The sequence below is a fragment of the Streptomyces aureus genome, assembly GCF_000725495.1.
GTDB classification, from domain to species: domain Bacteria; phylum Actinomycetota; class Actinomycetes; order Streptomycetales; family Streptomycetaceae; genus Streptomyces; species Streptomyces aureus_B.
In genome coordinates, this window is record NZ_JNZD01000005.1 from 536,215 (window position 1) to 557,899 (window position 21,685).

Here is a 21,685-nt window from a genome sequence, read left to right on the forward strand (position 1 = left end):
CTTTGCAACGCTATCTTTGTACTCATGAAGGAGCAGCCACCGCTTCCCCCCGAACCGCCGGTCCCGGACAGAATCCCCGGTCCGCCGGAGGTTCCGGGCCCCCCGCACCCGCCGGAGCCGCCATCGGCTCCGGAGCCGCCCGAGCCCCCGAAGCACCGCCGTCTGGACGCGCGTTCACTGCGCGGGATCGCCCACCCCCTGCGGATGGAGCTGCTGAGCAGCCTGCGCCGTCAGGGGCCGGCCACCGCGTCGATGCTCGCCGAGCGGCTGGGCGAGTCCAGCGGAGCGACCAGTTACCACCTGCGCCAGCTCGCCGCCCACGGCTTCGTCGAGGACGCCCCCGAGCGGGGCAAGGGGCGCGAGCGCTGGTGGCGGGCGGTCGACCAGGGGATCGACTTCGGCGAGGACCTGCTCGAGAACCCGGACCCGGCGGTACGGGGCGCGGCCGACGTGTTCCTGCACGAGGTGGCCACCACCCACGCACGGGAGCTGTCGACCTGGCTCGGCACCCGGCACGACTGGCCGGAGAGCTGGACCCGCGCCACCGACATGAGCGACTTCACGATCCGTCTGACGCCGGAGCAGTCCCGTGAGCTGATCCAGAAGATGCACGACCTGCTCGACAGCTACTGCGCCCTCGAACGTCCCGAGGACGACCCCGAGGCGGAACAGGTGCGCTTCCACACGCACGCCTTCCCGCAGTCCTCGGACTGACGGACCGCACGGCGATCCACCCGATTCACCCGTCGCGGGCCGGCCCGTCCGGCCGGCCCGCGCGGCCCGCACGACCCGTTCGCACCGCTCGACCCGCACCACCACCGGCTCGATCACACCGAAGAGAGGTCACCGCCATGCATCCCGAGACCCACCTCCAGCTCCAGCACGTCCGCGCCGCCGACCTGCGCGCCGAGGCGGACGCGTACCGCCTCACCACCGAGGCCGCGGACACCCGTCGGCTGCGCGCCCGCCTCGGCTGGACGCTGGTGGAGGTCGGCCTCCGGCTGGCCTCCGCGCCGCGGACCGCCGTCGCCGCCGCCTGCTGACGGCCGCACCCCAGGGGGCCGGGAAGGCCGCCCGCTAGCAGCTCGGGACCGAGCCCTTGTTCTTCTCCAGGGCCACCAGGGCGTTCACCGCTCCGTCGAGGTTCGTCACCGGGATCAGCCGGAGGTTCTTCGGCAGCTCCGCCTTGGCGTCCGAGCACTCCGCCTTCGGCACCAGGAACACGGTCGCGCCGTCACGGTGGGCCGCCTGGGTCTTGAGACTCACACCGCCGACCGCTCCCACCTTGCCGTCGGCGTCGATCGTCCCCGTACCCGCGACGACCCGGCCGCCCGTGAGGTCGCCCCCGCTGCCGTCGCCGTCCAGCTTGTCGATGATCCCGAGCGAGAAGAGCAGTCCGGCGCTCGGTCCGCCGACGTCGGCGAGCTTGAGCGTGACCTTGACGTCGCCCTTCTCGTGCAGATACCCCAGGGCCGCCTGGGTGGCGCTGTCCTGGGACTCCTTCATCTCGTTCGCGTTGTGCTGCTCGATCTCCTTGACGCTGCCGCCGCTCGGGTAGACCGAGTCGCGGGGCATCACGGCCTTGTCGGTGGCGAACCAGGCGCTGAGCACGTCGCCGAGGGAGACGCTGGCGTCCGGGCCGGTGGCCTCGATCGTCGTCATCCGCAGCTGGCCGCTCGTCCTCCGGGTGGGCGCCCCGCTGATGGTGATCACCGGCTCGCCCTTGTTCTCGCCGAGGACGTTCGCCGTCAGGCCGGGCTGCGCCAGGGAGAAGGGCAGCGGCGCGAACACCGCCGTGGCGAGGAGGGCCACGACGGGGAGGGCGCAGACGGCGACGGCCTTGGGGCGCGTGAGGCGAGAGAGCACGGGGTCAATCTAACGTCACCGCCCGCCGGAACCTCCGTACAGGTCCCCCGGCCCGTGCACCGGCCCCCGGCCCCGGTTCCCGGACCGGTCAGCGCAGGGCGTCCGCCACTTCGCGAGCCGCGTCGACCACGCGCGGGCCGACCCGCTCCGGCACGGCGTCCGCCAGCATGACCACGCCCACGCTGCCCTCGACCCCCGTCACCCCGATCAGCGGTGCCGCGGCACCGCACGCGCCCGCCTCCAGCTCTCCGTGGGTGAGCGTGTAGCCGGGCTCCACCGCCGGCGCGCGGCGGGCGGCGAGGATCGCCCGGCCCGCGGCGCCCCGGTCCAGGGCGTGCCGGAAACCGGCGCGGTAGGCCACGTGGTAGTCCGTCCAGGTCGGCTCGACGACGGCGACGGCGAGCGCCTCGGTGCCGTCGACCAGCGTCAGATGGGCCGTCGCGCCTATGTCCTCGGCCAGCGCCCGCAGCGCGGGCAGCGCGGCCTCGCGGACCAGCGGATGCACCTGGCGGCCCAGGCGCAGCACACCGAGCCCGACCCGGGCACGGCCGCCCAGGTCACGGCGTACCAGGGCGTGCTGCTCCAGGGTGGCGAGCAACCGGTACACCACGGTCCGGTTGACGCCCAGCTTGTTCGAGAGCTCGGTGACGGTCAGCCCGTGATCGGTGTCGGCGAGCAGCTTGAGGACCCGCAGTCCCCGGTCGAGCGTCTGAGAGGTCTCCGCGGTCACGACGCCCACTCCTTAGTGGTGAGGTCGACGGCCCCTGGACGGCGGGCGGCACCGAGTCCCGTCGGCGACGCGCTACAGAGGCCGCCGGTCGGCCGACGCCCCGGGCTCTTCCCGGGCCGCAGTGGCTTCACGGCTGCGCTCCGCGGCGGCGCTGCCACGGGGCGTGTGCGTAGCCGGACAGTAGCGAGCCGGTCCGCTCAGCGGAAGCCTTTGTCCAGAATCCGGGCATCCGTGGATGCGAAGTGATTCCGTTTGTCCCGGAACGCGGGGCGTGCGCACCGGGTGCGCACCGCTCGCGCGCACCGCGCACGGGCCCCTGCGCAAGCCCGCCGGAGCCTCGGACGCCCCCTCGACCGGGCACACGCGTCCGGCGGGACGGATTCCGGATACCGCCGCCCGAAAAGGTCATGGCTCCGCCATGTCACCCCCGCACGAGGACGCCCCGGGACCGCTCCCCGGTTCCCGGCGGGCGCCCCGCGCCGGCACGCTCCGTCGTAGGGGCGTCACCGCATCCGGGTGGCCCACTCCTGCACCTTGGCGATCCGCTGCCGGAGCTGTCCGGCCGTGGCCTCCGCGCTCGGCGGGCCGCCGCAGACACGGCGCAGCTCGGTGTGGATCACGCCGTGCGGCTTGCCGCTCTGGTGGACGTACGCGCCGACCATGGTGTTGAGCTGCTTGCGCAGTTCCAGCATCTCCTTGTGGGAGACCACCGGGCGGCGCTCGGCGGGGAGTTCGAGGAGGTCCGCCTCCTCGTCCGGCTTCTTACGGCTGTGCGCGATCTGCCGGGCCTGCCGCTTCTGGAGCAGCAGCTGCACCTGGTCGGGTTCGAGGAGCCCGGGGATGCCGAGGTAGTCCTGCTCCTCCGCGCTTCCCGGGTGGGCCTGCATGCCGAACTCGGCGCCGTCGTAGAGGACGCGGTCGAAGACGGCCTCGGACTCCAGCGCCTCGAAGGAGAACTGCTCCTGCTCGCCGGTGTCCTCGTCCTGCTCCTTGTTCGCCTCCTCCATCTCCTTCTCGGACTCGGCGTACGGGTCCTCCTCGCCCTCCTTCTTGGGCTTGTCGAGGGCGTGGTCGCGCTCGACCTCCATCTCGTTGGCGAAGGTGAGGAGGTCGGGGACCGTAGGGAGGAACACGGACGCGGTCTCGCCGCGCCGGCGGGAGCGCACGAAACGGCCGACGGCCTGGGCGAAGAACAGGGGGGTGGAGATGGTGGTGGCGTAGACGCCGACGGCCAGGCGGGGGACGTCGACGCCCTCGGACACCATGCGGACGGCGACCATCCACCGGTCGGTGCTCGCGGAGAAGTCGTCGATCCGCTTCGAGGCACCGGTGTCGTCCGACAGCACGAGGGTGGCCTTGGTGCCGGTGATCTCGCGGATCAGCTTGGCGTACGCGCGCGCGGAGTCCTGGTCCGAGGCGATGACGAGCGCACCGGCGTCGGGGATGCCCTTGCGGACCTCGGTGAGGCGCTGGTCGGCGGCGCGCAGCACGCTCGGCATCCACTCGCCGCGCGGGTCGAGCGCGGTGCGCCAGGCCTGGCTGATCGCGTCCTTGGTCATCGGCTCGCCGAGCCGGGCGGCGATCTCGTCGCCCGCCTTGGTGCGCCAGCGCATGTTGCCGCTGTAGGACAGGAAGATCACCGGCCGCACGACGTGGTCGGCCAGCGCGTTGCCGTAGCCGTAGGTGTAGTCGGCCGAGGACCGCCGGATGCCGTCGTTGCCCTCCTCGTACGTGACGAAGGGGATGGGGTTGGTGTCGGACCGGAAGGGCGTACCGGTCAGCGCGAGCCGACGGGTGGCGGGCTCGAACGCCTCCAGGCAGGCCTCGCCCCAGGACTTGCTGTCACCGGCGTGGTGGATCTCGTCGAGGATGACGAGGGTCTTGCGCTGCTCGGAGCGGTTGCGGTGCAGCATCGGGCGCACGCCGACACCGGCGTACGTGACGGCGACGCCCTGGTACTCCTTGCTCAGGGGCCCCGCGCTGTACTCGGGGTCGAGCTTGATCCCTATCCGCGCGGCCGCCTCGGCCCACTGCTTCTTCAGGTGCTCGGTCGGCGCGACGACGGTCACCTGCTGCACGACGTGGTGGTGCAGCAGCCAGGACGCGAGGGTCAGCGCGAACGTCGTCTTTCCGGCGCCGGGCGTCGCCACGGCGAGGAAGTCACGCGGCTGCTCCCGGATGTACCGCTCCATCGCCCCCTGCTGCCAGGCGCGCAGCTTGTTGGCGGTGCCCCAGGGGGCCCGGCCGGGGAAGGCGGGCGAGAGATGGTGGGTGTGCGAGGAGGTGCTGGCGGCGGTGGTAGTCACGGTCTCCGGTCTGGGTGTCGATTGGGAGCGTCCGGGTCCGTGCGCGGCGCGTCGGGGTGCGTGACGGGAGGCGCGCGGGCGGCTCGGCTACGTATGACAACCGGGCCACCCTACCGGCGCCCGGCACACGACGACGCGCGGACGAGGCCGGGTCGGCGGCGGATGGGACTGACGTCACAGATCACCCACCCGCCCCTCCGGCACCCCGGCCGGCCCCTCGCGCGGGCCGGCCCGGCGGGTCCCCTCAGGCCGTCCCCCGCGGCTCCCGGAGGCGGGTGGTCACCCAGGCGCCCAGCAGGGCCACCCCGGCCATCGGCAGGAACACGGCGGCGAAGGCGGCCGGGTGGGAGGCGGGGGCGCCGGAGGCCGCGGAGGTGGCCGCGCCGGCCACCGCGCCGCCGCCCAGGGCCGCGAAGGCCGCTCCCCCGACGGCGAGCAGCAGCACGTTGGACAGGGCGTCGGAGATCTGCAGGGCGGCCGAGTTGGCGCCGGCCTCCTCGGGGGCCGAGAGCTGGAGCAGCAGCACGCTGGTCGAGGCGATCACCAGGCCCATCCCGAAGCAGCCGAACGCCCAGGCCACGGCCACCGTCCACACCGGCACGGCGGGGATCAGCACGCTCGGGGCGGCGGCGACGGCCGCCGCGACCAGCAGCATGCCGACGAACATCAGCCGCTCCCGGTACGGCTCCACGCGGGGCCGTGCCTGCACCCAGGACCCCAGGGCCCAGGTCCCGCCGCCGGCCGCGAGCGAGAGCCCGGCGAGGGTCGGCGACAGTCCCCGCTGGGTGACCAGCATCAGCGGCACGAAGGACTCGGCGGCGATGAAGCCGCCGGCGGAGACCCCGCGCAGCAGCACCACGGACGGGAGCCCGCGGGCCGCCCGCCAGGTGCCGTGGGGCAGCAGTCCGCGCACGGCCGGGACGAGGAGCGCGGTGCCGGCCGCGGCGGGCAGCAGGGAGAACGGGCGCAGGTCCTGGGCGGCGTACTGGAGCAGCCCGGCGCCCAGCGCGATCCCGAACGCCAGCCGGATGCGCCGGCGGTCCGGCGGGCGGCGGTCGCCCGTGCCGGCGGACCCGGAGGCCCGCCGCCGTATCTGCGGCAGGGCGAGCGCGAGCGGGACACCGACCAGGGCCGGGATCCCGACGAACACCCAGCGCCAGCCGAGGTGCTCGGTGACCGCGCCCGCGGCGAGCGGTCCGACCACGGACGGCACCACCCAGGCCGCCGCGAACGCCGCCATGATCGAGGGGCGCAGCCGCTGCGGGTAGGCCCGTCCGACGACGACGTAGAGCGCGACGATGACGAGTCCGCCGCCGAGTCCCTGGACGGCGCGCCCGAGGATGAACGTCCACATGCCGCCGGCGGTCCCGGACAGCAGCAGTCCCGCGGCGAAGGCGGCGATGCCGGTGGCCAGCGAGCCGAGCGGCCCGTCGCGGTCGGACCACTGTCCGGCGAGCACCATCCCGAACAGGCTCGTGGTGAAGTAGCCGGAGAACGCGAACGCGTACAGGGCGACCCCGTCGAGGTCCCGGGCGGCGACGGGCATCGCCGTCCCCACGGCCGTGGCCTCGAACGCGATGACCAGGACCACGGACACGATCCCGACGGTGAGCGCCCGGTGGGCCCGGCTGAGCACGCCGCCGCCGTCGCCGCCGTCCTCGCTCCCGCGCCGGTCCTGGGAGGGCGTCGTCGCGGCCTCGCCCGCTTCCACTGCTGTCATGCCGGTCAGCGTAAGGTGCGCAGCTTTGGATGACTGCTGTCGGAGGGCGGTGATCAAGCAGTCCTTTGGACCTAGGACCGCTCCCCGCCCCGTTTCCCGGGGCCCGCCCGGCCTTTCGTGAACGGCGTGTGGCAGTCGCGTTGCAGCCGCCCCGGAACCCTTGAGCACGCTCCGGGGGCCCGCCTACGGTCGTTCCATCAGGTCCGGAACGAGTGAGCCGTGCCGCACCTGATGAACGACCGTGTGCCCGAGTGGTTCAGGGGCTCGACTGCAACTCGAGTTACGTGGGTTCGAATCCCGCCACGGTCTCCACGCGCAGGCCGGCCGTCCCCGAGGGGGTGGCCGGCCTGTGGTCCGTTCCCCGCCGGGCGGCGGGGGTCAGGCGTACAGCATGCCGACGGAGCGGTCCTCGAACAGTTCCGGCCAGTGGCGGCGGCCGTCGTCTCCGGGGAGCGCCGGGGTCCGGTCGCAGGAGGCGGGGTCGACGGTGGCCAGGGTCTGGGTCAGGGTCGCGGCCAGCTGTTCGTAGGAGTCGCTGAGGTGGTGGGCCGCGTCGACGGTCTTCTCGCGGTGCAGGAGCCACAGGGTGAACGCCAGCGTGGAGATGTCCGCGTTGAGCGGGCGCAGGGTGAGGTCCGGTTCGCTCCAGGCGAGGACGGCGCCCGTGGAGCCGTCCATCACCAGGCTGGTGTCCTCCAGGAGCGGGCCGAGGCGTATCAGGCGGTCGGCGGCGGGCGGGAGCAGCCCGGCGGAGAAGGCGTCGGGGTGCTCGTCCGCGTAGTACTCGGTGAGGGGCGGCAGGGGCATCTCGGTGTCGAGCTGGAAGAGGAAGCCGTCCTCGGGCAGTCCGGACTCGCGCAGGAAGCGGCGGGTCGGCTCGTGCGTCAGGGCGGGCGGGAAGTCGACGTCCTCGAAGCGCATGATCTCGCCCGCGCCGAACTCCTCGTCCAGCAGCCGCTTCGGCAGGCCGAGGACGAGCCCCTCACCGGGGCCGGCGATCCGGGCCAGCGGGCGGATGAGGGCGGCCATCCGCCAGTACGGGGGCACCTCCGCTCCGGCCGCGTCCTCGAAGACGGCGCTCAGCCGGTCGGAGACCTGCGCGACCGTCCTCGGGCCGAACGGACCGGGGCCGCCCCGGGACAGCGTCAGCTCCTCGGTGGCCGCGGCGAAGCTCAGCAGGGCGTCCAGGGAGGGCGCGAGGGGCGCGAGGTCCAGGTGGACGGGGTCGCGCCGGACGTACGCCGAGGAGACCTCGCCCGTCGTGCCGTCCAGCAGGATCGACTCCAGGTCGCGGTCGAGGCTGCGCAGCGCCCCGACGACGAGCCGGTCGCGCAGTTCCCCGGCGAGCTTGTCGGCGTCGCCCGCCAGGTCCGCGACGGTGCGCAGGCCGTGCTCCCGCAGGGTGTCGAAGGCGAGCAGCGCGCCGTCGCAGGGCAGTCCGGGGCCGGTGAGCCGGTCCCGGGTCCCGGCGTGGGTGACGAACGGATCCAGCTCGTCGGCGGTCAGTGTGATCGCGCCGCCGACATCGGTGTCAGTCGTGCTCATGAGCTCCCCCGCGCATGTGAACGCCCTGTGCTTCCCCCGAGGGCAACGGCCGGTGGTTCCACGGCGGTTCCCCATCGAGCCAGAACGATACGCCGCCCCACTGACAACGCCAGGGGGCGCGCGAACAAGCCATCGACGGAACGGAAGGCGCCGGGAACGGGGCCGGGCTCCGGGTCCCGCGAGGCCGCCGCGGGACGCCGCCGAACGCCGCTGAGCGTCAGGTGAGGTACACGCCGCCCGGCCTCAGGTGAAGTACACGCCGCCCAGGACGACGACCACGGCCGCCAGCACGAACAGCAGCACCCAGCCGAGCAGCTTGCCCATGCTCGGCGGGGGTTCATAGCGCGGCTGACCGTCCCCGGCCCCGGGGACGGCCGGAACGGAACCGTCCGGCGCGGTGCCGTCGGGAGCGTGGTCGCCGGGGGCCGGCTCCGGCGTGCTCACGAGGCCGTCACCACGGCCGCCTGCGGGCGGATCGGCAGCCGGTTGACCGGACGGCCGGTGGCCGCCCGTACCGCGGACGCGATGGCCGCGGGCGAGGTCACGACCGGCACCGCGCTGGCCGCCTTGGCGCCGAACGGGGCGACGACGTCCCGCTCCTCGACCAGCTTGACGATCCGGATGTCGGGCACGTCCAGCGCGGTCGGCAGGGCGTAGCCGGTGAGGTCGGGGTGCCGGACGACACCGCGGTTGGTCCGCAGGTTCTCCGTCAGCGCCGCGCCCACGCCCTGGGTGACGCCCGCCTCGATACGGGCCCTGAGCTGGGCCGGGTTGAGGATGCGGCCGACGTCCTGGGCGAGCGCGAGTTCCACGACCCGGACCGAGCCGAGTTCGATGTCGACGTCCACCACCGCGCGCACGGCGCAGAACGCGAGGCCCACGAAGGCGTCGCCCTGGCCGTGCTCGTCGAGCGGTTCGGTCGGGTGCGGGCGGCACTGCGCGGTCGCCCACAGCTCCTTGCCGTCCATCGCCTCGGTGACCGTGGTCGACAGCACCCCGTCGTACGAGGTGATCTTGCCGTCGGTGATCTGGAGCAGCTCGGTGGACATCCCGAACTTGTGCGCCAGCGGCTGGAGAAGCTGGGTGCGGACCATCTTGGCCGCGCGCTCCACCGCTCCGCCGGACACCCAGGTGTGCCGGCCTCGGGAGCTCGGGCCGGCCGGGGGCTGGTCGGTGTCGACGGGGGCGACGTGCACCTCGTCGATGCCGAGGGTCTCCTGGACGATCTGCCGGGCCAGCGTGGTGAAGCCCTGGCCGGTCTCCACGGCCGCGCAGAGCACGGTGGCGACGCCGTCGTGGACCTTCACGGTGGCCGTCGAGACCTCGTCGGCGCCCTCGGCGCCGAGCATGTGGACCATGCCGAGGCCGTAGCCGACGCCGCGGCGCACGGCGCCGGGCTCGCCCGCGCCCTCGGGGCCGCCGGGCAGCAGCCACTCGTCCTCGGGGGTGTCCTTGGGCAGGGCGGGCAGCGGGAAGTCGCGCACGGCCTGGAGCAGTTCGGCGACGGGTGCCGGGCAGGTGACCGTCTGGCCGGTCGGCAGGACGTCGCCGGTGGCCAGGACGTTGCGCAGCCGCAGCTCGGCCGGGTCGACGCCGAGCTTCTTGGCCAGCTTGTCCATCTGGGCCTCGTAGGCGGCGCAGACCTGGAGGGCGCCCTCGCCGCGCACGTGCCCGGAGGGCGGGTTGTTGGTGCGCACGGCCCAGCCCTCGATGAAGGCGTTCGGGACGACGTAGGGCCCGCAGGCGAAGGAGACCGCGGCGGCCAGCGACTCGCCGGAGGTGTCGGCGTAGGCGCCCGCGTCGAGCAGGATCTGCGCCTCGACCTTGACCAGGTTGCCCTCCGCGTCGGCGTGGTGCCGGTAGCGGAGCAGGGTCGGGTGGCGGTGGGCGTGGCCGAGGAAGGACTCCTCGCGCGTGGCGGTGAGTTTCACCGGGCAGCCGGTCGCGAGGGCGAGCAGGCCGAGCGCGAGCTGGAAGCCCTGGTCCTCGCGGTCGGCGGTGGCCCCGGGGACGCCGGTGACGACGACCTTCACGCGCGCGGGTTCGAGGCCGTAGCAGGCGGCGGCCGCGTCGCGGTCGCTGTGCGGGTCGGTGGAGGCGATGTAGAGCTCGACGCCGCCGTCCGGGCGGGGCACGGCGAGTCCGGCCTCGGCGCCGATGGGGGCGGGGTCCTGGCGGCCGATGCGGTACAGGCCCTCGACGACGACCTCGCCGGCCGCGTCCGGATCACCGTGGCGCAGCGGGATGTGCCGGATCAGGTTGCCGTCGGGGTGCAGCGGTTCGGCCTCGAAGGCGTGCTCGGGGTCGGTGACCGGTTCGAGTACCTCGTACTCGACGATGACGGCCGCGGCGGCCATCCGCGCGGTGTCGGGGTGGTCGGCGGCGACGGCCGCGATGGGCTCGCCGTGGTGGCGCACGACGTCGGAGGCGAACACGGGGCGGTCGGCGCGGCCGCGGCCGTGCATCGGAGTGCCGGGCACGTCCTCGTGGGTGATGACGGCGCGGACGCCGGGCATCTCGCGCGCGTGGCTGGTGTCGATGGACACGATGCGGGCGTGCGCGTGGGGCGAGCGGAGCACGGCGGCCCACAGCAGGCCCTCGGCCCACAGGTCGGCGGCGTAGGGGAAGGTGCCCTCGGTCTTGGCGCGGTCCTCGGCCGCGGGCAGCGAGACGCCGAGCCCGTGCGGCAGGGGCTCGGGGCCCGTCTCGGGCGCCGCCGGTGTCGCGGTAGCGGCTTGGTTGGTCACGCCTGGCCTCCGTCCTGGCCGTACGGCTGGTCGTGCTGTGTTCCGTAGGCGGCGCCGTCCTCGTACGCGGACGGGTGGACGCCGCCGGCGCCGGGTCCGGCCTGGTGCGGGATGCGGGCCTCTTCCGCCTCGGCCGTCTCGGCCGCGGCGTGCGCCTCGCGTTCGGCGACGACCTCGCGCACGGCGTCCAGGACGCCGCGGTAGCCCGAGCAGCGGCACAGGTTGCCGCACAGGGCCTGGCGGGTCTCCAGCTCGGTGGGCGCGGGGTTGCCCTCCAGCAGGTCGTGCAGGGTCATGGCCATGCCGGGTACGCAGAAGCCGCACTGCACGGCGCCGCACCGGGCGAGCGCGCGCTGGACGTCGGAGGGCTGCCCGTCGGCGGCCAGGCCCTCGACGGTGCGCACCTCGCTGCCGGCGGCGGTGACGCCCGGCACCAGGCAGGACGCCACGAGCCGGCCGTCCACCTGGACGTTGCAGGCGCCGCACTCGCCCTGCGAGCAGCCGTCCTTGGCGCCCGCGAGGCCGAGCCGCTCGCGCAGCACGTAGAGCAGCGACTCCCCGACCCAGGCGTCGGTGACGGGCCGGTCGGCGCCGTTGACGCGCAGGACGTAGGAGGCGAGGGGGTGGTCGTCGGGTCCGGCCGGGCCCAGGAGGTCCGCCTCCGGTGCCGTCTCGTCCGTCCCGTCGGCCTCGTGCGCCGGATCCGGCTCGGACACCTCGGGTGTCCCCGCGGTCACGGGATCGGGGTCGGCGGCGGTCTCAGGGGCCTCGTGGGCGGCCTGTACGGCCTCCTGGGCGGCCCCCGCGGCCGGTCCGGCTCCCGGATGCCCCCCGGGAGCCTCGGGGGCCTCGGCGACCGCCTCGTGGGCGTCGGCGGTCCAGGGCTGCCCGATCTCGCCGGCCCAGGGCGCGGACGCCCCGCCCGGCAGGGTGGCGGGCGGCGTGCCGCCCCACTGCTCGACGAGCGCCGAGGTGGTGAACTCGCCCGACTCGTCCGGGAGGTCGCCCCCGGCCACGGGAATCGACCACTGCCCGGTCACGTCGTGCCCGGGGCCCTGCCCCTGGCCGTCGTCGAACTGCCACTGCCCGGTGGACCCGGGGTGGTAGGCGAACCGGTCGTCGTGGGCGCCGGCTCCCGGCTGCGCGGCGGCGGGATCCGGCCACTGCCCGGTGCCGTCCTGGCCGGCCCAGGGGCCGCCGGCGGCGGGGTCCGCCGCCTCGGTCGGGGCCGGGGTGACGCTGATCTGCGGGGGCACGTAACCGTGTCCGGGCGCGGCGAGGGGCTCGCGGGCGGCGAGGAGGGCCTCGATGCCGCCCTCGGGCAGCTTCACGAAGGCGGTCGCCCCGTCGTCGTAGTCGCCCTGCGGCAGCGGGTCCCAGCGGCCCCCGCTGTGCGCGGCGCCCTCTTCGTGCTGGTCGTCGGTCACGACAGTGCCCTTCCAAGTGCGCGTCGGGCCAGCGCGGCGACGGTGCGCCGCAGATGCAGTACGGCGGGCGGCAGCGGCGCCAGGGTTCCGTCCTCGGCCGGGACGGGATCCGGGATGCAGGCCGCGGCCACGTACTCGCCGAAGGCGGTGAGGGCCTCGGGGACGATCGCGCGGTTGTTGTCCCAGTCGATCAGCTGGGCCACCCAGGCCTCGGCGTCCAGCGGCCGCAGCGGCATGGGCGCTATGGCGCCGACGGCGCAGCGCACACCGCGGCGGGCCGGGTCGAGGACGACCGCCACGGAGGCGATGGCGCGGCCGGGGCCGGTGCGGCCGGTGGCCTTGAGGAAGACCTGCGGGGCGTGCAGCAGCGGCACGCGCACGTAGCCGATGAGCTCTCCGCCGCGGAGCATGTCCACGCCGGCGAGCAGGTGCGACACGGGGATCTCGCGGCGGGCTCCGCCCGGCCCCGCGATGATCAGGGTGGCTTCGAGGGCGGCCAGGACGGGCAGCGCGTCCCCGGTGGGGGCGGCCGAGGCGATGTTGCCGCCGAGGGTTCCGGCGTTGCGGATCTGGGGCGGTCCGGCCGCGCGCGCGGCGGCGGCGAGCGCGGGGATGAGGGCGGCGAAGTCGGGGCGGCCCATGCGGGCGTGCGTGAGGCCCGCGCCGAGCAGCGCGTGGCCGTCCTGGTACTGCCATCCGCGGATCTCGGTGATCCGGCCGAGGCCGACGAGCGCGGACGGCCTGAGCTGCCCGGAGTTCACCGCGGCCATCAGGTCCGTGCCGCCCGCGACCGGAACGGCCGTGGGCATGGCGGACAGTGCCGCGACCGCCTCGTCCAGCGAGACGGGCAGCGTCACGGCCTGCGCCGTCTGCGGTGCGTGCGTGGTCAAACCGGTTGCCCCTTCCCGCTGCCCCACCTGGTCCCACCTGTGCTGCCGTACGGTACGTGCTGACAGGGCGGACGTGGCAACTCTGGCACATCTTCCCGGGCCCCCGACGCAGGGGTCCGCTAGGAGGCATTCGCCCGCCTCACCAGGGAGATGGCCGGTTTTCGCACGGCATCGCCGCTGGAAACCCATTGTCACTCTTCGGTGACCCTTGGGGGCCTTTTTCCTTGTGGTGCAACGGCTCCGGGGCACCGGCCCCGGAGCCGGTCGACCGTGAGCGGTCTCACACGTTCGGGGGCGCTCCCTCGATCGGGCGTCCGAGGACCCCCGGCCGCCGCTGCCAGGGCCTCGGACCGGCGGGTTCGCGGTAGGCCACGCCGAGGGCGTCGAGCCTCCCGTAGTGGGCGTCCATCCGCCGCTCGAAGCCCGCGAAGTCCCGTTCCGCGGAGGCCGGCAGCCGGCTCCAGGCGACCTCGGCGAAGGCGGCGAGCCTCGGGAACGCCTGGTAGTCCACGCGCGCGGGGTCCTCCATCACCTCGGTCCACACGTTGGCCTGGGTGCCCAGCACATGGCGCGCCTCCGCCTCGGTGAGCTGCGGCGGAACCGGTTCGAAGCGGTAGACGTCCTCCAGGGTGCGCACATAGGCGATCGGCACCGGTTCGTCCTCGCCCGGGGCCTGGCGGTAGTCCAGGTACACGTGCTGCTCGGGGCACATGACGACGTCGTGGCCCGCGCGCGCGGCCGTCACGCCGCCCTGGTAGCCGCGCCAGGAGGACACCGCGGCGCCGGGCGCGAGACCGCCCTCCAGGATCTCGTCCCAGCCGATCAGCCGGCGTCCGCGCGCGGTCAGCCAGGTGTCGAAGTGCCGGATGAACCAGGACTGGAGCGCGTCCTCGTCGGCGATTCCGAGTTCCCTGATGCGTGCCTGGGCCGTCGCCGACTCCCGCCACTGGTCCTTGGCGCACTCGTCGCCGCCGATGTGGAAGAAGCCGGAGAACTCCGGGAAGCGGTCCGGGTCCGCCGGGAACAGGTCGAGGAGTTCCTCGAAGACCGCTTCGTAGAAGCGCAGGGTGGCCTCGGTGGGGGCGAGGACGTTTTTGGAGACGCCCCAGTTGTCCCAGACGGTCAGTGAGGCCGTGTCGACAACGTCGGTGTTGCCGAGTTCCGGATACGCGGCGATGGCCGCCTGCGAGTGGCCGGGGATGTCGATTTCGGGGACGACGGCGATATGCCGCTCGGCCGCGTAGGCGACGATCTCGCGGATGTCGTCCTGGGTGTAGAAGCCCCCGTGCGGCTTCTCCTCCCACAACGGTGAGGCCCGGTGGCCGAATTTGGTGCGCGCCCGCCAGGAACCGATCTCCGTCAGCCTCGGGTAGCGCTTGATCTGAACACGCCATCCCTGATCGTCGGTGAGATGGAAGTGGAAGACGTTGAGTTTGTGCGCGGCCAGCAGATCGAGGTAGCGCAGGACGCCTTCCTTGGGCATGAAGTGCCGGGAGACGTCGAGCATCAGACCGCGCCAGCGGAATCGGGGCGCGTCCTCGATGACGCCGTGCTCGATTTCGTGCACCGCTCCCGGACGGACCGGGGCCCGGCGGAATGCGTCGGGGCCGAGCAGTTGACGCAGCGTCTGGGCGCCCCAGAAGACGCCCGCCGCGTCACCGCCGCGGATCTCGACGCCGGTGTCCCCCGCGACGAGCCGGTACGCCTCCGGTCCCAAGGTGTCGTCGAGGAGCAGGCGTACGGCCTGCGGGGCGTCCTCGGGCCCAGGTCGCAGCGGCAGTCCGAGCGCGGCGCCGAGGACCGCGGAGAGCCAGCGCGCGGTGCCCTCCGTGCCCGGCGCGGCCCACAGGACGGTGTCCGCGTCCAGGGTGAACCGCCCGTCGGGGGCGCCTTCCACGACGAGGGGAGCGGGAATCAGACCCGTGTCCATCATGTCCATCCGTCCTTCAGTCCTTTGTGCCGCCGGGGCTGGAGTCGAGTCGCTTGGGGGTTCGTCCGATGAATCCGATGAAGAAGACCGGCACCTGAATCGCCGTCACCGCACAGAGGAGCGCCGTACCGTCCGGTCGGACTCCCGGGCGGGCGGGGAGTTCCGCGCGAGGAGCGGGCGCGGGCGCCGGCGAGAAGGGGCCCGGGAAGGAGAAGCCCTTCCCTGAGGGCGGGCGCCGGAAAACGTCCCGGCGGCCGTGATCCGGGGGAAGGCGGGGCGGAAAGCGGTCCGCCGGGGAAAACGCGCGGGGCTCTCCCGGAAGCCTTCCGGGACGCCTTGCGCGGGTGCGCGGGGAGCCTGTGGAAACCGCGGGGCATCACGGCGGCCGAGGGCCGCGAGAAGGACCGTGGGCGGCCCGCCCGGCGAACGGTCCGGGTTCGGCCCGGGGAAGTCCCGGGCGCCTTCCCGGGACCCTTCCGACGCACCTTCGCGCGCGAAGTTCCGGGCGAAGTACCGGGTGAAGTCCCGGTCGAAGACGCGGCGGGGTCCGACGGGGCTTCGAAGGGCTCCGTCCGGGCTGCCGGGAACATGATCGGGACGGCGGCCGGGATTCGGAAGCGGAATCGTTCCGGCGCCGCCGCCGGGAGAATTCCGTTGCTCGCGGGGACGATCTCGGCCGGGCCTGCCCGCCGTATGCGCCCGGGGAACGGGCGGGCGAATTCCCGCCGCCCGAAGCTGCGCGGAAATGGCCCGCGCGAAGTCCGCGGGAAGCCGGCGGCTCGCACGGAGGGAGTGCGCCGCGCCGTCCCCGACCGTGGGGCGGGGTTGCGCCGGGCAGCCCCCGGCCGTGCGGCGGGGTTGCCCCGGGCCGTCCCCTGCCGTGCGGCGGGGTTGCCCCACGCCCTCTCCGACCGGCCGGCCGGCGCGGGCGTCGCCGCGGGCGGGCCGGCATCCGGGCGCCGAGACCCGGCCGCCACCGCCACCGGGGCGGTCACCGGGCGGGTCCGGGCGAGCCGGGGCGGGGGCTGGGGTTCATCGGGCCTCCAGGCAGGCGTTGCGGTGTGCGCAATGGCGATTTCGCAGCGCACAACACCCTGGAGGCTAGGGAGAACACGATCCCGGCCACAAGAGGTCTACACCAGTCTGTGATCACGGACCCTGTGAAAAGCGGTGCCCGCTCCGCGCACGACACGGCCGCGGCGCCCCTCTCCGGGGGCGTCGCGGCCGTGTTCGGTCTGCGCGGCCTGCCGCGCCGGGGACTCGGTCCCGGCGCTACTTCTTGTCGCCGCTCTTGCCCTGGTCGCCGCCGGCGCCCATGGACTCGAAGATCTCCTTGCACATGGGACACACGGGGTACTTCTTCGGGTCACGGCCCGGCACCCACACCTTGCCGCACAGCGCCACCACGGGCGTGCCGTCCAGCGCGCTCGCCATGATCTTGTCCTTCTGGACGTAATGGGCGAAGCGCTCGTGGTCCCCGTCGCCGTGCGACACCTGCGGCGTCGGCTCCACGAGGGTCCCCGTCCCCGTGCCTCGCTGGGGCTGGGTCTCAGGCTCAAGAGTGCTCATGAACCCAAGGGTACTGGGGCTCGGACCCATCAGATGAGGGAAGGGGCACGCACCCCCGGCACGCACCCCCGAGGGCGCGTGACCCGGTCAGTTGAGGGAGGGGTCGTCCGGGTACGTGGCGACCATCGCCAGCTCGCTGCGCTGGCGGCGCAGGACCTCGCGCCACAGGCGTTCCGGTGCCGGGGAGGAGACGTCCCCGGGCTCGGACTCGACGACGTACCAGGCGCCGTCGACCAGTTCGTTCTCCAGCTGACCCGGCCCCCAGCCGGCGTATCCGGCGAAGATGCGCAGGGAGCCGAGGGCGGAGGCGAGCAGCTCGGGCGGGGCCTCCAGGTCCACCAGACCGATCGCGCCGTGCACCCGGCGCCAGCCGAGCGGCGCGCGCTCCCCCGCCGTGCCGCCGGGGATGACCGCCACCCCCAGGGCGGAGTCCAGCGAGACCGGGCCGCCCTGGAAGACGACGCCCGGCTCCCCGGCGAGGCCGGCCCAGTTCTCCAGGATGTCGCCGACGCCCACCGGGGTCGGACGGTTGAGGACGACACCGAGGGAGCCCTCCTCGTCGTGGTCGAGGAGCAGCACGACCGCGCGGTCGAAGTTCGGGTCCGCCAGGGCGGGCGTGGCCACGAGCAGCCGCCCTGTGAGCGAGGACACCTCGGTCATGCCAGACATGATCCCGCACATTCCCTTCATGTGGGGAGCCAATGCGCGTACGGGAGTGAATGCAGCTCAGGGCGCAACGAAGCGTTGCCCGCGCACACGGGCAACGCTTACCCCGCGTGCCCGGTCCGGAACGGGTCGTGTTGTGGCCAAGCTATGACGCAGCTGAGTCCTGCTCGGGCTTACTGCACCGGGGTGGGCGGCCATTACCCTTGCTGTTCGGCTCCCGTACGACCGGCCTGCCGACGACCCACGCCTGCCCAACTCATCGGAACGCGAGATACATGACCGTCAACGACGATGTCCTGCTTGTCCATGGCGGAACCCCGCTTGAGGGCGAGATCCGTGTCCGCGGTGCGAAGAACCTCGTACCGAAGGCCATGGTCGCCGCCCTGCTGGGCAGTGGACCGAGCCGGCTGCGCAATGTCCCCGACATCCGCGACGTACGTGTCGTACGCGGACTCCTGCAGTTGCACGGTGTGACCGTACGCCCGGGTGAGGAGCCCGGTGAGCTGATCCTCGATCCCTCGCACGTCGAGAGCGCGAACGTCGCCGACATCGATGCCCACGCGGGCTCGTCGCGCATCCCGATCCTCTTCTGCGGCCCGCTGCTGCACCGTCTGGGCCACGCGTTCATCCCGGGCCTCGGCGGCTGCGACATCGGCGGCCGGCCGATCGACTTCCACTTCGAGGTGCTGCGGCAGTTCGGTGCGAAGATCGAGAAGCGGGAGGACGGCCAGTACCTGGAGGCCCCGCAGCGTCTGCGCGGCACCAAGATCCAGCTCCCGTACCCGTCCGTGGGCGCGACCGAGCAGGTGCTGCTGACCGCCGTCCTGGCGGAGGGCGTCACGGAGCTCTCGAACGCGGCCGTGGAGCCGGAGATCGAGGACCTGATCTGCGTCCTGCAGAAGATGGGCGCCATCATCGCGATGGACACCGACCGGACGATCCGCATCACCGGTGTGGACTCGCTCGGCGGTTACACCCACGCGGCCCTCCCGGACCGCCTGGAGGCCGCCTCCTGGGCCTCCGCGGCGCTGGCGACCGAGGGGAACATCTACGTCCGCGGCGCCCAGCAGCGGTCGATGATGACGTTCCTGAACACCTACCGCAAGGTCGGCGGTGCCTTCGAGATCGACGACGAGGGCATCCGCTTCTGGCACCCGGGCTCGCAGCTCAAGTCCATCGCGCTCGAGACGGACGTCCACCCCGGCTTCCAGACGGACTGGCAGCAGCCGCTGGTCGTGGCCCTGACGCAGGCCACGGGCCTGTCGATCATCCACGAGACGGTGTACGAGTCCCGGCTGGGCTTCACGTCCGCGCTGAACCAGATGGGCGCGCACATCCAGCTCTACCGCGAGTGCCTCGGCGGCTCGAACTGCCGCTTCGGCCAGCGCAACTTCCTGCACTCCGCGGTCGTTTCGGGCCCGACGAAGCTGCAGGGCGCCGACCTGGTCATCCCCGACCTGCGCGGCGGCTTCTCGTACCTGATCGCGGCGCTGGCGGCCCAGGGCACGTCCCGCGTCCACGGCATCGACCTGATCAACCGCGGCTACGAGAACTTCATGGACAAGCTGATCGCCCTCGGTGCGAAGGTCGAACTCCCGGGCAAGGCGCTCGGCTGACCCGAGCCCCTGCGACCCACCCCGGCCGGCTGTTCCCCCGGCCGGGGGTCCGGGGGTTGTCCCCCGGACCGGCAGCTCCGGCGGAGCCCGTGTGCACGACGATGGGGCGGCCCCCCTGAAAGGGGCCGCCCCATTGGCGTTGCTGGGCCTGGTACGCCTCCCGCGTCCCGCGTCCGAGGGGACGTACCGGCGCCGCGACTAGTTGCCCTTGGCGGCTTCCTTGAGCTTGCTGCCCGCGGAGACCTTCACGCTGAAGCCGGCCGGGATCTGGATCGGGTCGCCGGTCTGCGGGTTGCGCGCGGTGCGAGCGGCACGGTGGGTGCGCTCGAAGGTCAGGAAGCCGGGGATGGTCACCTTCTCGTCGCCCTTGGCGACGATCTCGCCGACGGTCTCGGCGAAAGCGGCCAGAACGGCGTCGGCGTCCTTGCGGGTCACCTCGGCGCGGTCGGCCAGCGCGGCCACCAGCTCACTGCGGTTCATGTTGTTACTCCCGTGTTCTTCTTGCTGTTGAGGCGTGCCACGCGGCGGAGCCGCATATCGGGCACAGTGAAGCCGATGCTGCCAGGGACCTCGGTCGGCTCCCGGACCCGGGTCCGTAGCCAGACCGTCGCGCCCGAAGACGCATCCTGCCCCCACCTGCGGCGGGAAAGCCAATCCGGCACCCCTGGGAGTCACACGAACACCCTTGGGGGTCACACGAAGAGGCCCCTGCGAGGCCTGAACCTGGCCGCCACCCTAGAGGCGGCCACTGGCCCCGCGTTCCGCGACGCGCCGGGGTCCGGGCGGTCGTGGCGCCCGTCACAGGCGCCACGAAGGCCGGTACGGCACGGACTCGCGGCCCGGCTCGACCCGTGCTACGCGCTCGTGTTGGCCGCGTCGCCCGCCCCGGCGGCCTTCGCCGCGTCGCGCACCGCTCCGGCGACCGCGCCCGCGACCTTGTCGTTGAAGACGCTGGGGATGATGTAGTTCGGGTTGAGCTCGTCCTCGGTCACCACGTTCGCGAGCGCGGCTGCGGCGGCGAGCATCATGTCCGTGTTGACGGTACGCGACTGTGCGTCCAGGAGGCCACGGAAGACGCCCGGGAACACCAGGACGTTGTTGATCTGGTTGGGGAAGTCGGAGCGGCCGGTGGCGACAACTGCCGCGGTCTGGCGGGCGATTGCCGGGTCGACCTCGGGGTCGGGGTTCGCGAGCGCGAACACGATGGCGTCGTCGGCCATCGAGGCCACGTCGTCGCCGTCGATGACGTTCGGGGCGGAGACACCGATGAAGACGTCGGCGCCCTGCACGGCCTCCTTCAACGTGCCCGTGAGGCCTTCGAGGTTGGTGTTGTCGGCGATCCAGCGCAGCGGGGAGTCCGCTGCGGCGTCGACGAGGTCGGCGCGGTCCGCGTGCACGACGCCGTGGATGTCGGCGACGACGGCGTGCTTCACGCCCGCGGCGATCAGCAGTTTGAGGATGGCCGTACCGGCCGCTCCCGCACCGGACATGACGACCCTGATGTCGCCGATCTCCTTGCCCGCGACGCGAAGTGCGTTGGTCAGGGCGGCGAGGACGACGATCGCGGTGCCGTGCTGGTCGTCGTGGAAGACGGGGATGTCGAGGGCCTCGCGCAGCCGGGCCTCGATCTCGAAGCAGCGCGGCGCGGAGATGTCCTCCAGGTTGATGCCCGCGAAGCCGGGGGCGATCGCCTTCACGATCTCGACGATCGCGTCGGTGTCCTGGGTGTCCAGGCACAGCGGCCAGGCGTCGATGCCGGCGAAGCGCTTGAAGAGGGCCGCCTTGCCCTCCATGACGGGCAGCGCGGCCTTCGGGCCGATGTTGCCGAGACCGAGGACGGCGGAGCCGTCCGTCACGACCGCAACGGAATTGCGCTTGATGGTGAGGCGCCGGGCGTCCTCGGGGTTCTCGGCGATCGCCATGCACACCCGGGCCACACCCGGGGTGTAGATCATGGACAGGTCGTCACGGTTGCGGATCGGGTGCTTGGACTGCATCTCGATCTTGCCGCCGAGGTGCATGAGGAACGTACGGTCGGAGACCTTGCCGAGGGTCACGCCCTCGATCTGCCGCAGCTGCTCGACGATCTCGTCCGCGTGGGAGGTGGAGGTCGCCGCGATGGTGACGTCGATCCGGAGCTTCTCGTGGCCCGAGGCGGTCACGTCGAGGCCGGTCACCGAGCCTCCGCTGGACTCCACGGCCGTGGTGAGCTGGGAGACCGCGGTTCCGCTCGCGGGCACCTCCAGCCGGACCGTCATCGAGTAGGAGACGCTGGGCGCCGTTGCCATGGCCGACTTCCTCTGCTTTTCACCGAGTCACTGCTGTGTGCCGTCCGATCGTCGCACCTACCCCTGAGTACGCGGTAGTCGCCCCGGATTGCGAACGTTTTGTTCACCGGAGTGCGTGTTTTCGGAAAACGGATTCCACTCTACGAGAGGGACGGGAGCGGCGGAAGAGACCCGGGTCATGACGAAAGAGGCCCACGTCCGACGACGTGGGCCTCTCCTGTCCTTCGGTGAAGGACGACGTTCAATGACACCGACCCGCCATGCTCGCCTCGCGGCAAGTGGTCGCTCGTAGCGACGAAGGTTGGGCCCGGGGGCTTGGATCGGGCCGGTGCCACGTCAAAGGTAACAAAGGATTCCCGTGGAGCAATTCCCGTCCGGGGAGATC

General features: G+C 73.1%; 17 protein-coding genes and 1 tRNA gene. 4 read left to right on the forward strand and 14 right to left on the reverse strand.

Translation table 11 applies throughout. The features are described from left to right. Positions 1-24 precede the first annotated feature (24 nt). The gene (locus IO36_RS12300; RefSeq protein ID WP_078943131.1) at positions 25-714 is read left to right on the forward strand and encodes an ArsR/SmtB family transcription factor; all 690 of its coding nucleotides are present in this window, start codon (positions 25-27) and stop codon (positions 712-714) included. 137 nt (positions 715-851) lie between these two features. Further along, positions 852-1,043 carry a hypothetical protein gene (locus IO36_RS12305; protein ID WP_037619235.1) on the forward strand — a complete coding sequence of 64 codons (192 nt, stop codon included), beginning with the start codon at positions 852-854 and terminating at the stop codon, positions 1,041-1,043. A 34-nt stretch (positions 1,044-1,077) separates the two neighbouring features. Here IO36_RS12305 and IO36_RS12310 read toward each other — a convergent pair whose 3' ends face one another. From IO36_RS12310 to IO36_RS12325, 4 genes are all read right to left on the reverse strand, one after another. Then, the gene (locus IO36_RS12310) at positions 1,078-1,866 is read right to left on the reverse strand and encodes a YlbL family protein (protein ID WP_037619237.1); all 789 of its coding nucleotides are present in this window, start codon (positions 1,864-1,866) and stop codon (positions 1,078-1,080) included. A gap of 88 nt (positions 1,867-1,954) precedes the next feature. Beyond that, positions 1,955-2,596 carry an IclR family transcriptional regulator gene (locus tag IO36_RS12315; RefSeq protein WP_037619239.1) on the reverse strand — a complete coding sequence of 214 codons (642 nt, stop codon included), beginning with the start codon at positions 2,594-2,596 and terminating at the stop codon, positions 1,955-1,957. A 503-nt stretch (positions 2,597-3,099) separates the two neighbouring features. Next, positions 3,100-4,902, reverse strand: coding sequence for a DEAD/DEAH box helicase (locus IO36_RS12320; protein ID WP_037619240.1), 1,803 nt, complete (start codon positions 4,900-4,902; stop codon positions 3,100-3,102). A gap of 244 nt (positions 4,903-5,146) precedes the next feature. Next, positions 5,147-6,622, reverse strand: coding sequence for an MFS transporter (locus IO36_RS12325; protein ID WP_051900328.1), 1,476 nt, complete (start codon positions 6,620-6,622; stop codon positions 5,147-5,149). Positions 6,623-6,859: 237 nt separating this feature from the next. Between IO36_RS12325 and IO36_RS12330 the strand changes: the two genes are divergently transcribed. Continuing rightward, positions 6,860-6,934, forward strand: a tRNA-Cys gene (locus tag IO36_RS12330). A gap of 66 nt (positions 6,935-7,000) precedes the next feature. On the opposite strand, the gene IO36_RS12335 is transcribed toward IO36_RS12330, so the two are convergent. The 8 genes from IO36_RS12335 to IO36_RS12370 form a co-directional block, all read right to left on the reverse strand. After that, on the reverse strand, positions 7,001-8,167 hold the full coding sequence (locus IO36_RS12335; protein WP_037619242.1) for an SUKH-4 family immunity protein: 1,167 nt from the start codon (positions 8,165-8,167) through the stop codon (positions 7,001-7,003). Between the two features lie 243 nt (positions 8,168-8,410). Next, positions 8,411-8,611 (reverse strand): hypothetical protein, encoded by a 201-nt coding sequence (locus tag IO36_RS12340; RefSeq protein ID WP_037619244.1) that lies wholly within the window; start codon positions 8,609-8,611, stop codon positions 8,411-8,413. Further along, a complete protein-coding gene (locus IO36_RS12345; RefSeq protein ID WP_037619247.1) occupies positions 8,608-10,914 on the reverse strand; it encodes a xanthine dehydrogenase family protein molybdopterin-binding subunit in 2,307 nt (768 codons plus the stop codon). Before IO36_RS12345 ends, IO36_RS12340 begins: the two co-directional genes overlap by 4 nt. Further along, positions 10,911-12,341, reverse strand: coding sequence for a 2Fe-2S iron-sulfur cluster-binding protein (locus tag IO36_RS12350; RefSeq protein WP_037619249.1), 1,431 nt, complete (start codon positions 12,339-12,341; stop codon positions 10,911-10,913). The genes IO36_RS12345 and IO36_RS12350 overlap by 4 nt, the downstream gene beginning before the upstream one ends. After that, a complete protein-coding gene (locus IO36_RS12355) occupies positions 12,338-13,231 on the reverse strand; it encodes an FAD binding domain-containing protein (protein WP_037619250.1) in 894 nt (297 codons plus the stop codon). Before IO36_RS12355 ends, IO36_RS12350 begins: the two co-directional genes overlap by 4 nt. Positions 13,232-13,511: 280 nt before the next feature. Then, positions 13,512-15,170 (reverse strand): beta-N-acetylhexosaminidase, encoded by a 1,659-nt coding sequence (locus tag IO36_RS12360; protein ID WP_209441188.1) that lies wholly within the window; start codon positions 15,168-15,170, stop codon positions 13,512-13,514. A gap of 1,263 nt (positions 15,171-16,433) precedes the next feature. Further along, positions 16,434-16,730 (reverse strand): DUF3039 domain-containing protein, encoded by a 297-nt coding sequence (locus tag IO36_RS12365; protein WP_037619252.1) that lies wholly within the window; start codon positions 16,728-16,730, stop codon positions 16,434-16,436. 87 nt (positions 16,731-16,817) lie between these two features. Then, positions 16,818-17,390, reverse strand: coding sequence for a YqgE/AlgH family protein (locus tag IO36_RS12370; RefSeq protein ID WP_037619254.1), 573 nt, complete (start codon positions 17,388-17,390; stop codon positions 16,818-16,820). Positions 17,391-17,671: 281 nt separating this feature from the next. Here IO36_RS12370 and murA point away from each other — a divergent pair, with 281 nt between their 5' ends. Further along, the gene (gene murA / locus IO36_RS12375; protein WP_037619256.1) at positions 17,672-19,012 is read left to right on the forward strand and encodes a UDP-N-acetylglucosamine 1-carboxyvinyltransferase; all 1,341 of its coding nucleotides are present in this window, start codon (positions 17,672-17,674) and stop codon (positions 19,010-19,012) included. A gap of 198 nt (positions 19,013-19,210) precedes the next feature. Here murA and IO36_RS12380 read toward each other — a convergent pair whose 3' ends face one another. Both IO36_RS12380 and IO36_RS12385 read right to left on the reverse strand, forming a co-directional pair. Next, the gene (locus IO36_RS12380; protein ID WP_037619258.1) at positions 19,211-19,492 is read right to left on the reverse strand and encodes an HU family DNA-binding protein; all 282 of its coding nucleotides are present in this window, start codon (positions 19,490-19,492) and stop codon (positions 19,211-19,213) included. A 374-nt stretch (positions 19,493-19,866) separates the two neighbouring features. After that, a complete protein-coding gene (locus tag IO36_RS12385) occupies positions 19,867-21,300 on the reverse strand; it encodes an NAD-dependent malic enzyme (RefSeq protein ID WP_037619259.1) in 1,434 nt (477 codons plus the stop codon). Between the last annotated feature and the right edge of the window lie 385 nt (positions 21,301-21,685).